Here is a 13,180-nt window from a genome sequence, read left to right as displayed (position 1 = left end):
ATGGTAGTGTGGGGTCTCCCCATGCGAGAGTAGGTCATCGTCAGGCACTTATTAAGAAAAGCCCCGAACACAGTGTGTTCGGGGCTTTTTGTTGCCTGACAGAAAGTACCCCTCCCCCCAGATCGCCGCGCTACGCTCGCGATGACAGGTCAAAGTCACTTGCCAGAGCCACCGGATAACAAAGCCCTGTCATGGCGAGGAGTGCAACGACGTGGCCATCTCTGCCTGCGGTGGCACCCCCAACCAGGGTTGTCGCGTTACGCTCGCGATGACACATCAAGATCACTGCACTCGCAACGAGAGCAATATTAAGTAACGTGCGGTTTTCCGGTGTTTTATGGCAGAATGCACTCCTCAAGGAGGACTGCCCATGACTCAGATGCGCTGGGAACAGCTACTTTCCCCACGTCGTCTTCACGATCAACGCTCAACCAGTAATCGCGAAATTGGCCGTAGCCCATTTCATAAGGATCACGATCGGATTGTTTTCTCGGGCTCGTTTAGGCGCCTTGGGCGCAAGACACAAGTGCACCCGCTCACCGAAAATGATCATATCCATACGCGATTAACCCATTCCTTAGAGGTCGGATGTGTGGGGCGCTCACTAGGCATGATCGTCGGTGAGTTGCTGCGAGATCGCCTGCCTGAATGGATTACGCCTGCTGATCTTGGTGTGATTATTCAAACAGCTTGCCTGGGTCATGATATTGGTAACCCTCCCTTTGGACACGCCGGCGAGTATGCCATTCGTGACTGGTTTCAACGTGCTGAGAGCAGTGGCCTGCTGGAAGGCCTTTCAGACGCGGAACGCCAGGATTTGCTGACCTACGAAGGCAACGCCCAAGGCTTTCGGGTCATCACTCAAATTGAATATAACCAGTTTAACGGTGGTATGCGCTTATCGGCGGCAACGCTGGGCACGTTGTTGAAATATCCTTGGACAGTCCGCTACAGCGGACGAGCGGGTAAATTTGGTTGCTACCAGTCAGAGCAGGCGCTGCTTAAAGAAGTTGCCGATGCAGTGGGGTTGTTACCTCAGGGTGAACAACGCTGGTGCCGTCATCCGCTAGCTTGGCTCGTCGAGGCCGCCGATGATATCTGCTATGCCCTGTTAGACCTGGAAGACGGTTTGGAAATGGGCATTCTGCGCTACGAAGAGGTGGTGGAGATATTGCGCCAGATCGCGGGCGAATTACCGCCTGAGTATGACGATATGCTGAGTCGTAATGTCTCTCAGCGCCGACGTATCGCGCTGCTGCGTGGGGCTGCCATGGAGCGTGCAGTCAACGAGGTGGGAGCGGTGTTTGTGCAGCATGAGCAAGCGCTGCTGAGCGGTACGCTCACCGACGATTTATTGGAGCTTTGCCATCCAGACCTGGGTTGGGGTGTACAGGCGGCCAAGCAGCTCGCTCGAGAACGCATCTTTCAAAATGAGCGTAAGGCGAAGCTTGAGATCGGTGCCTACACCACGCTGGGAATATTATTGGAAGCGTTTATCGGTGCGGCCCATGAACTGCACCATACAGGGCATAGTTCGTTTAAGCATCAGCGCGTCCTCGCACTTATCGGCGAAAACACTCCGCTACCGTCATGGCCACTTTACGATAGCTATCGGCGCATGCTGGATTTTATTGGCGGGATGACAGACCACTACGCGGTGGATCTGGCCCAGGAGATGGGGGGACGATTACGCGGTGATTAACACACGCTGTTTAAACAGAAGGATGGCGTAAATGTTTTAGCTCCATGAGCTTGGCGCGTTCAAGCAAGACGTTAATCACTTTATGGTGGATAACGTCGTTAATGGGGCCAGGCGTTAGCTTGGTGAGCTGGCTCGCCAGGGTATCGCCACTCACCACTAAAACATCGGGAGCGGCTTCACTGTTATCTATTGTCCAGCCAGGTAGCACCAGCACGCCACGTACGGGGACCGGCACTCCACAGCGTTTTTCTAGCCATTGAGTAAGCCAGCTAACTCCTTGGCGTGTTTTGTGCAGCGGTCGCCGCTCTTGCCAGTGCGGGAAGCGTAGCCGCTCGCGTTCGACCACCACCGTATTAAGCTCATTGCCATCAGGGCCGATAGCCAGTGTTCTAGCCCGCGTTTCGACCACAAAAACGCCATGGGGGGTTACGACCACATGGTCGATGGTGAAGCTATCGGTGGGGATGTCATGAAACACATAATAGGGATGGGCTTCCGGGCGGATTAAACGCTCAAGTTCCTGGCCGACGGCAAGCTCGCAGGCTAGGCCTAATTTAAGACGCCGAATACGCTGATAATCGCGAACTAGCAGTAGTGAAAACATCAGCACCAGCAATGTGCTGAGTGAGCCATAGAGTGCCCATTCCACCCAGTCCTGGCGGTCAACAAAGAGCATTCGGCCCATGCCATAAACCAGCGGCGCCAAACTGATGATCGGGCCTAGAGCGCCGTTTAAGAATAAACTGGAAAATGCTTTATCAAGACGATGCCTCAACGCTTGGCCTGGTTCGTGCAAGGGCGCGCTGAAGGGCGAGTGAACGCGAGCATCATGCAGGTTGCGCAGCGCGATGACAATACTGGCCATTGCCGCCATGGGAAACAGGAAAATAAGAGGTAGCAAGTATTCCAGCCAAGCCATTGCAGTGCCTTGCACGGTAGTGACTTACCTCATTGGTAAGTCATGAAGGTATAGAGGCCTTAGCCCCCAGCGAGTTTCACCTGATAGCCAAGAGCGCTTAACGCGTGGCGTAGGGTGTCGCGATGGTCGCCTTGTATTTCGATGATACCCTCTTTAACTGATCCGCCCGTTCCGCAACGCTTTTTAAGCGTTTTAGCTAACGTTTTAAGCTCATCGCTGGGTAAAGGGATACCGCTTACGGTGGTCACGCCTTTGCCTTTCCTACCGCTCGTTTCACGCCGGATACGCACCACTCCATCAAGTGCCGCCAGACGCTGTTGTTCGTTTACATCATCACACAGGCAGGCATCGAGAGGTTCTCGACAGATAGGGCAGGTCTTACCATGCTCGGTGGAGTAAACCAGCCCGCCTAACTGATCACGCAATGAGGCCATTAACCTCCTCCTATTGAGTGTTGTGGCATGGCAGGGTGCCAGGATTCACGCGTGAGCCGCTCTACGACAGCGGGTAACTCATGCATGCTGCTTATCATAATAGCGTGCTCGGGCGTTGTTTCAGCATCGGGGAAACGGTTTAAATGAATCACGGTCATCCCTGCTTGAAGCGCTGCGCGTACCCCTACCAGCGCATCGTCAATGGCAATGCAGTCACGTGCTGCAAACCCCATGATACTCGCTGCGTGTAAATGTAGACAGGGTTCTGGCTTCCAACAATTGGCGGTGTAGCCACTGAAGAATCGCTTGCCAAAATAGTCACTGAGGCCAGTGGCTTTCAAGGCTGTACAGATCTTGCTCTCGGGTCCATTGGAGACCACCGCACTGGGATAATAGGCCAATCGCGCCAACGCTTCTTGAGCCCCCTGGATGGTCGTTAACTCTTCAGCGAGCCGGGTGGCTAAGTTGGCCCGCATTGAGGCTTCCATACGCGCCAGCCGTTCTGGATCCACATCACCGTAGCGTTGTTGAAGCTCAGCCACGATGCGCCGAAAGCGCGCTCCGCGAAACTCGCCCAGGTAGTCACTAGCTGCGAAAGGCAGGCCAACAGAATTAAGCCCGATCGCCATCTCTGCAGCTAAGAGAGGCTCGCTATCGACGAGTGTGCCATCACAATCAAACAACAAAAGTGGGAGCGGCATTGCGGTTCCTTGCAGCGGCTCAGGCGCTGCCAGCGTTAGTTTAAGCCATTCATACTCTATTGAACGGGATTTTACGCCATTTGTGAACACTGTTTTGTTATTTTTTGCTTGCCTGAACCAAACTATTGAGACAGTTTAAATGGTTACGACCATTTTGATGTTTCCCATATGACCCGTTCTGGTATCAAAACAGGCCACAATGCAGCGGGGAGTTGCTAATGTGCGCTGAGGTGATAGCAGTAAGAAAGGACAGGAGTCAGAAAGGACAGTAATAAGAATGGATAGTAGGATAACGCTATCTTGCCACCATCCCCCTATGGAGATTGTCTCATGCGATTAACCCCTTGGTTTTTACCGTTTGCCCTTAGTGCTGCCTTGCTGACCACCACGGGCTACGCCCTTGCAGATACTCAGGCATCGGAGGGAGAGCAGCACGCACCACTCGATGATGAGGCGCTAGAAAAGGAGTATGGGATTAAAGCAGGCTCGGTAAAGCGTGACGGAGAGACTTCATCGGACAAGACCGCGGTAAGCAGCGCCGGTGCAGGTGAGGAAAATGTTGAACTGGAACCGGACGACGGGGAGCAGCGAAGCCCTGAAGCAGGTACGGGAGGTACCGGTAGCCCTGAAGATGCCATCCATGAAAGCGAAGAAGAAAATAGCCAAGAGAGTGAAAAGGGCAACATTTAATCGCCAAGAGTGTGAAGAGGGCACTAACGGTAGTGCTTAACGTTAGTGCCTAAACACTACTTAGCCAGACGCTTGGAATTAGCGCTGCTGCGCTGATGATAGGGCATCATGGTGCTTTTGCTGGTGACCCACCAGGGGGTTAGCTGGCCATTCATTGAGCTGAATAGTGCTTTTTGCATAACGAGGCCAGCTTCCATGCTGGCCTCTATTTTTTCGGTGACCATGCGCTGATTTTCTAACATCATTTTAGGACTGAAAAATGGCTGTGTTTGCCATAAATGCTGCCGCATTGTGATCGTCGATAAAGAGGTGGTCCATAGTTCAAATGCCATCAGTCCGACTTTCCAAACATCGAACATGGCCACTGGGGTAGTGGGCATTAATGACAGCGAAGATGTGCGCTTCATAAATAGGTTGCCTCTTAGTTAGAACACGAAAGCTCATGGCTTCGACACCAGTGTTAATGGATAGATGCTGCAATGCAACATCTATCTCGTTGCACTTAACCTGTGTTAAATAAAAAGAGGCCGTAAAAAAAGACGACCATGTGGCCGTCTTTTGAGTACGTCAGCAAAATGCTATTTAACCTTCGGTGCCAATTCCCCACGCTCATAGCGTAGAAACATCTCTTCTAGATTGATGGGCTTAATCTTGCTGGCATTACCTGCCGTCCCAAAGGCTTCGTAGCGAGCGATACATAGATCGCGCATCGCGGTAACGGTCTCTTTCAAGAACTTGCGGGGGTCGAATTCAGACGGGTTCTCGGCCAGGAAGCGGCGAACAGCCCCCGTGGAGGCGAGACGCAGGTCGGTGTCGATATTCACCTTGCGCACGCCGTGTTTGATACCTTCAACGATTTCCTCGACCGGCACGCCGTAAGTCTCAGGGATCTCGCCGCCATACTGGTTAATCACTTCCAGCCACTCCTGCGGTACAGAAGAGGAGCCGTGCATGACCAAGTGAGTATCGGGAATTCGCGCGTGGATCTCTTTAATACGCTGAATAGAGAGGGTATCGCCGGTGGGGGGCTGGGTGAATTTGTAAGCGCCATGGCTGGTGCCAATGGCAATGGCCAACGCATCAACATGGGTGGCTTTCACAAACTCAGCTGCTTCTTCGGGATCCGTGAGCAGTTGCTCCATGTCCAGCTTGCCTTCAGCGCCAATGCCGTCTTCTTCACCCGCCATGCCGGTTTCCAGACTGCCCAGGCAGCCCAGCTCGCCTTCAACAGAAACGCCACAGGCGTGCGCCATTTCCACCGCGCGGCGGGTGACATTGACGTTATAGTCGTAGTCCATGGGTGTTTTGCCGTCTTCACCCAGTGAGCCATCCATCATCACGGAGGAGAAACCAAGCTGAATCGAGCGTTGGCAAACCGCAGGGCTAGTACCATGGTCTTGGTGCATAACCACCGGGATATGCGGAAACTCTTCGACAGCCGCCAGAATTAAATGGCGCAAAAACGGCGCGCCAGCATACTTGCGCGCGCCAGCCGAGGCTTGAACGATGACCGGTGAATCGGTGGCATCAGCGGCTTCCATAATGGCGCGCATCTGCTCAAGGTTGTTAACGTTGAACGCCGGAATACCGTAACCGTATTCGGCGGCGTGGTCGAGCATCTGGCGCATGCTGATCAGAGCCATGAAAGTACCTTATCTAGAGAGTTATAGCCCGACGATAAGACCGTATGGTCAGCGCCGGGCGAGCGTGCAGATTCAAGGAGTGCCATGTTAACCGCGATTGGCGGCGGCTTCGAGGGCAGCAACCGCAGGTAAACGCTTGCCTTCGACATACTCAAGGAAGGCACCGCCACCGGTTGAGATGTAGGAGACGCGATCTTCAATGGCATATTTATCAATGGCCGCCAGCGTATCGCCGCCACCGGCAATAGAAAATGCCGCGCTGTCAGCAATAGCCTGGGCAATGACCTCGGTGCCTTTGCCAAACTGATCAATTTCAAACACACCTACCGGGCCATTCCATAGGATGGTGCCTGCATCTTTGAGCATGCTGGCCAAATGAGCGGCGGTTTCAGGTCCGATATCCAAAATCATCTCGTTGTCGGCAACTTGATCCACCGGCTTGACCACCGCCTCGGCGGATTCGGCAAACTCGGTAGCCACGACCACATCCGTGGGTAGAGGAATCGATACTTTCTCCATCAGGGCTTTCGCCTGGCCGATCAAATCGGCTTCATGAAGCGATTTGCCCACATTATAACCTGCCGCAGCAATGAACGTGTTGGCGATACCGCCGCCCACGATCAGTTGGTCGCACTTCTCTGAAAGTGCATTGAGCACGTCAAGCTTGGTGGAAACCTTGGAGCCACCAACAATGGCCGCCATGGGACGCGCAGGGTTGGCTAAGGCCTTTTCAAGGGCATCCAGCTCCTGAGCAAGCAGCGGGCCTGCACAGGCGCTGGGGGCAAAGCGGGCAACGCCGTGCGTAGAGGCCTGGGCGCGGTGAGCGGTGCCAAAGGCATCCATCACAAAAATGTCGCAAAGCGCTGCGTACTGTTTGGCCAGCGATTCGTCATCCTTTTGCTCACCGTTATTGAAACGGACGTTCTCAAGAAGCACGACATCGCCATTGGCGAGCTCTAAGCTTTCGCCAAGATAGGCTTTCACCAGTGGCACCGGTCGGGCAAGCAGTTCGCCAAGGTGCTCCGCCACCGGCGCAAGCGAAAATTCCTCGGCGGGCTCGCCTTCGGTGGGCCGTCCTAAATGGCTCATCAGCATGACTTTCGCGCCCGCGTCGATAGCAGCCTGAATCGTTGGCAGCGCTGCACGTAGACGAGCGTCGCTGGTAACGCGGCCATGTTTGATGGGCACATTCAAATCTTCACGGATCAGCACGCGTTGTCCTTCCAGGGGAAGGTCAGTCATTTTCTTCACATTCATGTGAGCGGTTTCCTCGTGTTTATGCCGTTGAACTCGATGATAATGCCAACAGATTACGTCTCTGCTGAAAGTCTCGCCAGTCGCTGACTAATATCCAGCATACGATTAGCAAATCCCCACTCGTTATCGAACCAGCACAGCAGTTTGATAAGGCGTTTTCCAGCCACCCGTGTTTGGGTGGCGTCCAGAATGCCTGAGCGTGGATCATGATTAAAATCAACCGACGCCATGGGCGCTTCAGTATAGCCAAGGACGTCTTTCAAACGCTGCTGACTGGCAGCTAAAAGCAGCCCGTTAACCTCTTCTCGTTGAGTATCGCGACTAACGGTAAGCGCCACATCCATCGCTGAGACATTGATCGTCGGCACGCGCATATGTAAGCACTCAAAGCGGCCCGCCAAGCTAGGCATCAAGCGGCTAATGCCGAGAGCTAGGCCCGTGTCCACCGGTACGATAGAGTGCATCGCCGAGCGGGTCAGGCGCAGGTCGGTTTGGTGGTAGGCGTCAATCACGGGTTGATCGTTCATTGCTGAGTGAATCGTGGTGGTCACGCCGTGCTCAATCCCGAGCGCATCATCCAAAATGGTCAATAGCGGTACTAGGCAGTTGGTGGTGCACGATGCCGCCGACAGAACACGCTGAGAAAGCGCCATGTCGCCTTCGTTTATCCCCCATACAATGGTGGCATCCACGTCATTTTCCGCCGGTTGTGAAAACAGCAGCCGTTTAGCCCCTGCCGCCAGGTGCTGCTCGGCAGTGGCGCGGTCTTTAAAGCTACCCGAGCACTCCAGCACCAAATCTACCTCAAGCGCTTCCCAGGGCAGCTTGCGCGGATCGCGTTCGCTCAGTACCTGGATACGTTGGTCGTTAATGATCAGATACTCACCGTCGTTATCGACATCGCCAGGGAAACGACCATGGGTGGTGTCGTAACGCGTCAGGTAGGTGATGGTGGCGAGATCCGACAGCTCATTGATAGCCACCACCTCAAGCTCTGGGTGGCGCCGCTCGACGAGTGCCCGCAGCACGCATTGGCCAATGCGTCCGTAACCATTAATTGCAATGCGATACTTGAGAGCAGAATTAGCCATGCAGAAGGGTGGCTCTTAAAAGTGAATCGATGAATAAAAAAGTCGAAAGGCCACCATGATAGCGCTTTTCAGACGCCGGTTCTCATGCCCTGACGAGGCCCTTCAACTACCCAAGCTGAGCAACCGCCAGGCAAGCGGTAGCAGTATGGCGGTGAAAATCCCCGTGAGACTCATACCCAGGGACGCAAAAGCGCCAGCGGTGGGGCTTAACTCAAAGGCCCTTACCGTCCCAATGGCATGGCCGTTAAGTCCCAGTGCAAAACCGATGATGCGCTCATCTTCGATGTGTAGAAAGCGAGCAGCGATACCTGTAAACGCTGCCGTGGCAACGCCGGTAATCAGCAGAGCGCCTAACAGCAGCGCCACCGAACCACCAATTTGCTCGGTGATGCCGATGGCGATGGGAGCAGTAACGGACTTGGCCGCAATGGAGGCCAGGATGAGCGGCGAAGTGCCCAGCAGCCAGGCAATCATTAGCGCATAACAAGCTGCCAGACTTGCCGCGATGGGTAGGCATACGGTAAGCGGTCGCCAAAGCGCGCGAATATGCGGAAGCTGTTGATAAAGCGGCATTCCCAACGCCACAGTGGCCGGTCCCAGCAGTATGGTCAGCCAACGGGCATCCTGACGGTAGCTATCGTAGGGCAGTCCAAGCGCTGCCAGCGTGGCGGCAAGCAGCAACGAGGCAATCAAAATGGCCGGTAGCCAGGTGGGTTGCTTCAGGCGCTTGAACAGCAGGTTTCCCAGCAAGAACGCTGCCAGGGTCAAGCCAACGGCAAACAGCGGGGTGGCGCTTAAGGGGGCCAGAAGGGAATTAGCGGTCATGGTGCTTCCCCATCAGGCGCTTAAGCAGCCAAAGGGTAGTGGTCACGCTCAACAGCGTGCCCAGTATCAGGGCGCAAAGAATCGCTGGCCACTCGCCAGCGAGCTGATCAAGAATGAAAAACACCCCCACTACGCCAGGCATGATCAGCATGGCGAGCAGGGCAATCAGCGGTTGGGCGGCGGCGGCGATACTGCTGGGCACACGGCCATGAATAGCCAATGTGGCGCACAGCAGCAACATTCCGATCACGCCTGAGGAGATTGGCAAAGCGGTGACATGAATCACCACTTCACCAATCAACCAGTAGCTAATCAGCCATAAAAAGCCACTGAGTGCGGGCATGTCTTAGCCGAGCAATTCATTGGCTTGCTCAACCACATTTTCGACGGTAAAGCCGAAGTGCTTGAACAGATCGCCCGCTGGCGCCGACTCACCGTACGTGGTCATGCCGATAACGCGACCTTCCAAACCGACATATTTGTACCAGTAGTCGGCGTGAGCGGCTTCGATAGCGATACGCTTGGTGACTGCTTTGGGCAGCACGCTTTCACGGTATTCCGCATCCTGGCAGTTAAAACAGTGCGCTGACGGCATGGAAACCACCCGGACGGCCTTGCCTTGTTGCTCAAGTTCGGCGGCAGCGTCCATCGCTAGCGACACTTCCGAACCGGTCGCAATCAGGATCAGTTCAGGTGTTCCCTCGCTGTCCTTGAGCACATAAGCACCGTGCTGAATCGATGCTAGCTGCGCTTTGGTGCGCGACTGGTGAGGCAAATTCTGCCGTGACAACACGAGCGCGGTGGGGCCTGCATGGCGCTTAATCGCCGCATCCCAGGAAGCCGCTGTTTCCACTGCATCACACGGACGCCAGGTATTTAGATTCGGCGTGGTGCGCAGGCTGGTGAGCTGCTCAATCGGCTGGTGAGTCGGGCCGTCTTCACCCAGACCGATGGAGTCATGAGTGAACACGTAAATAACCTGCTGACCCATTAGCGCGGCCATGCGAATCGAGTTACGCATGTACTCCATGAAAATCAGGAAGGTGGCACCATAAGGGACTAACCCGCCGTGCAGGGCGATGCCGTTCATTACCGCGCCCATGCCAAACTCACGCACACCGTAGTGAAGGTAATTACCGCTGGCATCTTCCGGGGTAATCGCTTTCGCCCCTTTCCAGAACGTCAGGTTAGAAGGAGCTAAGTCGGCGCTGCCGCCAAGTAGTTCCGGCATTTTCGGACCAATCACATTGAGCGCTTCAAACGAGGCTTTACGCGATGCGATGGTCTCGCCGCGTTCTTGAGCCTGTTCAATCAAGGCTTCGGTCGGCAGTTCTGCAGGCAGCTGGCGCTTCATTCGACGAGTGAATTCGCGTGCTTCCGTGGGAAAGGCCTCCGCGTAGCGGGCAAAACGATCTTCCCACGCCTGTTGGGCCGATTTACCCGCTTCGCGGGCATCCCAGGCAGAGTAGATAGGCTCTGGAATATGGAAAGGTGCATGGGGCCAGTCAAGCTGGGTGCGCGCCAGGGCCACTTCGTCGTCGCCTAGCGGCGCGCCGTGAGCATCCTCTTTGCCTTGCTTGTTGGGGGCGCCAAAGCCAATGACCGTCTTGCAGATAACCAGGCTGGGTTTGTCTTCGTGGCTCTTGGCCAGCTCAATGGCGGCTTTGACTTCATCCGGCTTGTGGCCATCCACGTTGGGTACCACGTGCCAACCATAGGCTTCAAAGCGTTTGGCAGTATCGTCGGTAAACCAGCCTTCTACTTCGCCATCAATAGAGATGCCGTTATCGTCGTAAATCGCGATCAGTTTACCCAACTGATGAGTACCGGCCAGCGACGCGGCTTCGTGAGAAATACCTTCCATCACGCAGCCGTCACCCAGGAAGCACCATGTGTGGTGATCGACAATGGTGTGGCCAGGACGGTTGAATTGCGCTGCCAAGGTTTTTTCAGCGATGGCAAAGCCCACGGCGTTGGCAAACCCTTGGCCAAGCGGGCCGGTAGTGGTTTCAATGCCAGGCGCGTAACCAAGCTCCGGGTGACCCGCCGTGGGGGAGTGCAGTTGGCGGAAATTCTGTAGCGCTTCCAGGCTAAGCTCGTAGCCACTCAAATGCAGCAGCGAGTAAAGCAGCATGGAACCGTGACCATTGGACAGCACGAACCTGTCGCGGTCAGCCCATTTGGGGTCTTCGGGATTGTGCTTGAGGTAGTCATTCCAGAGCACCTCGGCAATATCCGCCATGCCCATGGGGGCACCAGGGTGGCCGGATTTAGCCTTCTGAACAGCATCCATGGAAAGGGCGCGAATGGCATTGGCTAGCTCAAAACGGGACGGCATGGGGGTGCTCCTCGCCTGAAAACAGAAATAATAAAGGCGCTATTGTCGCTGACTTCCCAGGTGGCGGCAAATGCGACGGCACAAATGTTGACAAAATCTGGGGAACCGCTTCTGGGAAGCGTCGCCCTCAGCGTGTAGACTCTGCCTCCCGAAGTGGTGGATAACGTCGTTTGCCGCTTCGCTTATACGGGCAGGGAGACACCTGCCATGATTTCCTGCTGATGCTGTTGATAAGATACAGCCGTCATACAGAGGGTCGAGTGCGCGATGAGCGAATATTCCCTGTTTACCTCCGAGTCTGTCTCCGAAGGTCACCCTGATAAAATAGCCGATCAGATTTCTGACGCGGTATTAGATGCCATTATTGCCCGTGATAAGCAGGCGCGTGTTGCCTGTGAAACGATGGTGAAAACGGGCGTGGCGATTATTGCTGGTGAGATTACCACCTCAGCATGGGTTGATTTAGAAGCCCTCGTGCGCGAAGTGATTACTAACATCGGCTACACCTCGTCTGACGTGGGCTTTGATGGCGCAACCTGTGGGGTGATCAACCTGATCGGCAAACAGAGTGTCGATATCGCGCAAGGCGTTGATCGCACCAAGCCAGAAGATCAGGGCGCCGGCGATCAGGGGTTGATGTTCGGTTACGCAACTAACGAAACCGACTCGTTCATGCCCGCACCCATCCACTACTCACATCGATTAGTGGAGCGTCAGGCCGAACTGCGCAAAAATGGTCTGTTGCCATGGCTGCGTCCGGACGCGAAAAGCCAAGTGACCTTCCGTTATAACGCTAACGGCCAACCTTGCGGTGTCGATGCGATCGTCTTGTCTACCCAGCATGATCCCGACATTGATCAAGACGATCTGCGCAAGATGATCAAGCGTGAGGTCATTGAGCAAGTGATCCCCGCCGAGTGGCTGGATGACAGCACTCAATACCACATCAATCCGACCGGCAAATTTGTCATTGGCGGTCCGGTAGGCGATTGCGGGTTGACCGGACGTAAGATCATCGTCGATACCTATGGCGGCATGGCGCGTCATGGCGGCGGCGCCTTCTCGGGTAAAGATCCCTCAAAAGTTGACCGCAGCGCCGCCTATGCGGGCCGTTATGTGGCTAAGAACGTCGTAGCGGCGGGCCTGGCAGATAAGTGCGAGATCCAGGTTTCCTACGCGATTGGCGTTGCCGAGCCGACCTCGGTCTCCATCGATACCTTCGGCACCGGTAAAATTGATGACAAGCAGATCGTTGCCCTGGTACGCGAGCATTTCGACCTGCGCCCCTATGCGATCACTAAAATGCTGGATCTGTTGCATCCCATGTATCAGCTCACCGCCGCTTATGGTCACTTTGGACGGGCACCGTTTGAGCACAGCTACACCTGGAGCGATGATAAAGGCGAACAGCATACCGAAACCTTTACTGCCTTCCCGTGGGAAAAAATTGATAAAGCCGATGCTCTTCGTCAGGCTGCCAATTTGTAAGCCGTTTTGTAAGACATTCGCTACACGTGCTGTAAGAAATCGCCCCTTTGGCTTCGGCCGGGGGCTTTTTTTATGCCCGTTACGCTAGGCTG

At 54.9% G+C, this 13,180-nt stretch carries 13 protein-coding genes; 3 read left to right on the top strand and 10 right to left on the bottom strand.

The window, feature by feature from the left end; translation table 11 throughout:
* The first annotated feature begins 370 nt into the window (after window positions 1-370).
* Window positions 371-1,702: a deoxyguanosinetriphosphate triphosphohydrolase gene (locus ACFFLD_RS20175; protein WP_386043478.1), complete on the top strand. Its 1,332-nt coding sequence runs from the start codon at window positions 371-373 to the stop codon at window positions 1,700-1,702.
* 10 nt (window positions 1,703-1,712) lie between these two features.
* Here the strand turns inward: ACFFLD_RS20175 and ACFFLD_RS20170 are convergent, their stop codons facing one another.
* Genes ACFFLD_RS20170 through ACFFLD_RS20160 form a run of 3 tightly spaced genes read right to left on the bottom strand, consistent with a single transcriptional unit; the run spans window position 1,713 to window position 3,756 of the window.
* A complete protein-coding gene (locus ACFFLD_RS20170; RefSeq protein WP_386043476.1) occupies window positions 1,713-2,621 on the bottom strand; it encodes a nuclease-related domain-containing protein in 909 nt (302 codons plus the stop codon).
* A gap of 59 nt (window positions 2,622-2,680) precedes the next feature.
* Entirely contained in the window at window positions 2,681-3,055 is a 375-nt protein-coding gene (locus ACFFLD_RS20165) for a translation initiation factor Sui1 (RefSeq protein ID WP_386043474.1), read from the bottom strand.
* Window positions 3,055-3,756 (bottom strand): HAD family hydrolase, encoded by a 702-nt coding sequence (locus ACFFLD_RS20160; RefSeq protein WP_386043472.1) that lies wholly within the window; start codon window positions 3,754-3,756, stop codon window positions 3,055-3,057. The genes ACFFLD_RS20165 and ACFFLD_RS20160 overlap by 1 nt, the downstream gene beginning before the upstream one ends.
* Window positions 3,757-4,086: 330 nt before the next feature.
* Here ACFFLD_RS20160 and ACFFLD_RS20155 point away from each other — a divergent pair, with 330 nt between their 5' ends.
* The gene (locus tag ACFFLD_RS20155) at window positions 4,087-4,446 is read left to right on the top strand and encodes a hypothetical protein (protein ID WP_386043470.1); all 360 of its coding nucleotides are present in this window, start codon (window positions 4,087-4,089) and stop codon (window positions 4,444-4,446) included.
* Between the two features lie 56 nt (window positions 4,447-4,502).
* On the opposite strand, the gene ACFFLD_RS20150 is transcribed toward ACFFLD_RS20155, so the two are convergent.
* The 7 genes from ACFFLD_RS20150 to tkt form a co-directional block, all read right to left on the bottom strand.
* A complete protein-coding gene (locus ACFFLD_RS20150; protein ID WP_386043468.1) occupies window positions 4,503-4,853 on the bottom strand; it encodes a hypothetical protein in 351 nt (116 codons plus the stop codon).
* A gap of 171 nt (window positions 4,854-5,024) precedes the next feature.
* Complete coding sequence (fba, locus tag ACFFLD_RS20145) at window positions 5,025-6,089, bottom strand: class II fructose-bisphosphate aldolase (protein WP_386043466.1); 1,065 nt, start codon at window positions 6,087-6,089, stop codon at window positions 5,025-5,027.
* A gap of 87 nt (window positions 6,090-6,176) precedes the next feature.
* Window positions 6,177-7,346 carry a phosphoglycerate kinase gene (locus tag ACFFLD_RS20140; RefSeq protein ID WP_386043464.1) on the bottom strand — a complete coding sequence of 390 codons (1,170 nt, stop codon included), beginning with the start codon at window positions 7,344-7,346 and terminating at the stop codon, window positions 6,177-6,179.
* Window positions 7,347-7,399: 53 nt separating this feature from the next.
* The gene (locus ACFFLD_RS20135; protein WP_386043462.1) at window positions 7,400-8,437 is read right to left on the bottom strand and encodes a type I glyceraldehyde-3-phosphate dehydrogenase; all 1,038 of its coding nucleotides are present in this window, start codon (window positions 8,435-8,437) and stop codon (window positions 7,400-7,402) included.
* A gap of 102 nt (window positions 8,438-8,539) precedes the next feature.
* A complete protein-coding gene (locus tag ACFFLD_RS20130) occupies window positions 8,540-9,262 on the bottom strand; it encodes an LrgB family protein (protein ID WP_386043460.1) in 723 nt (240 codons plus the stop codon).
* Entirely contained in the window at window positions 9,252-9,605 is a 354-nt protein-coding gene (locus ACFFLD_RS20125) for a CidA/LrgA family protein (RefSeq protein ID WP_386043458.1), read from the bottom strand. Before ACFFLD_RS20125 ends, ACFFLD_RS20130 begins: the two co-directional genes overlap by 11 nt.
* 3 nt (window positions 9,606-9,608) lie before the next feature.
* Window positions 9,609-11,600, bottom strand: a complete 1,992-nt coding sequence (gene tkt, locus ACFFLD_RS20120; protein ID WP_386043456.1) for a transketolase — start codon at window positions 11,598-11,600, stop codon at window positions 9,609-9,611.
* Window positions 11,601-11,867: 267 nt separating this feature from the next.
* Between tkt and metK the strand changes: the two genes are divergently transcribed.
* Complete coding sequence (gene metK, locus ACFFLD_RS20115; protein WP_386043454.1) at window positions 11,868-13,088, top strand: methionine adenosyltransferase; 1,221 nt, start codon at window positions 11,868-11,870, stop codon at window positions 13,086-13,088.
* The last annotated feature ends 92 nt before the right edge of the window (window positions 13,089-13,180 follow it).

Source organism: Vreelandella sulfidaeris, assembly GCF_042429665.1.
Classification (GTDB): domain Bacteria; phylum Pseudomonadota; class Gammaproteobacteria; order Pseudomonadales; family Halomonadaceae; genus Vreelandella.
The sequence above is the reverse complement of the archived record's forward strand: the minus strand, read 5'-3'. Positions and strand labels throughout refer to the sequence as shown.

Excerpts from the sequence above, each read along its gene's own strand:
- ACFFLD_RS20130 (WP_386043460.1), bottom strand. The coding sequence starts at position 9,262 with ATGACCGCTAATTCCCTTCTGGCCCCCTTAAGCGCCACCCCGCTGTTT.
- ACFFLD_RS20165 (WP_386043474.1), bottom strand. The coding sequence starts at position 3,055 with ATGGCCTCATTGCGTGATCAGTTAGGCGGGCTGGTTTACTCCACCGAG.
- fba (WP_386043466.1), bottom strand. The coding sequence starts at position 6,089 with ATGGCTCTGATCAGCATGCGCCAGATGCTCGACCACGCCGCCGAATAC.
- ACFFLD_RS20150 (WP_386043468.1), bottom strand. The coding sequence starts at position 4,853 with ATGAAGCGCACATCTTCGCTGTCATTAATGCCCACTACCCCAGTGGCC.
- ACFFLD_RS20135 (WP_386043462.1), bottom strand. The coding sequence starts at position 8,437 with ATGGCTAATTCTGCTCTCAAGTATCGCATTGCAATTAATGGTTACGGA.
- tkt (WP_386043456.1), bottom strand. The coding sequence starts at position 11,600 with ATGCCGTCCCGTTTTGAGCTAGCCAATGCCATTCGCGCCCTTTCCATG.
- ACFFLD_RS20160 (WP_386043472.1), bottom strand. The coding sequence starts at position 3,756 with ATGCCGCTCCCACTTTTGTTGTTTGATTGTGATGGCACACTCGTCGAT.
- ACFFLD_RS20140 (WP_386043464.1), bottom strand. The coding sequence starts at position 7,346 with ATGAATGTGAAGAAAATGACTGACCTTCCCCTGGAAGGACAACGCGTG.
- ACFFLD_RS20175 (WP_386043478.1), top strand. The coding sequence starts at position 371 with ATGACTCAGATGCGCTGGGAACAGCTACTTTCCCCACGTCGTCTTCAC.
- ACFFLD_RS20125 (WP_386043458.1), bottom strand. The coding sequence starts at position 9,605 with ATGCCCGCACTCAGTGGCTTTTTATGGCTGATTAGCTACTGGTTGATT.
- ACFFLD_RS20155 (WP_386043470.1), top strand. The coding sequence starts at position 4,087 with ATGCGATTAACCCCTTGGTTTTTACCGTTTGCCCTTAGTGCTGCCTTG.
- ACFFLD_RS20170 (WP_386043476.1), bottom strand. The coding sequence starts at position 2,621 with ATGGCTTGGCTGGAATACTTGCTACCTCTTATTTTCCTGTTTCCCATG.
- metK (WP_386043454.1), top strand. The coding sequence starts at position 11,868 with ATGAGCGAATATTCCCTGTTTACCTCCGAGTCTGTCTCCGAAGGTCAC.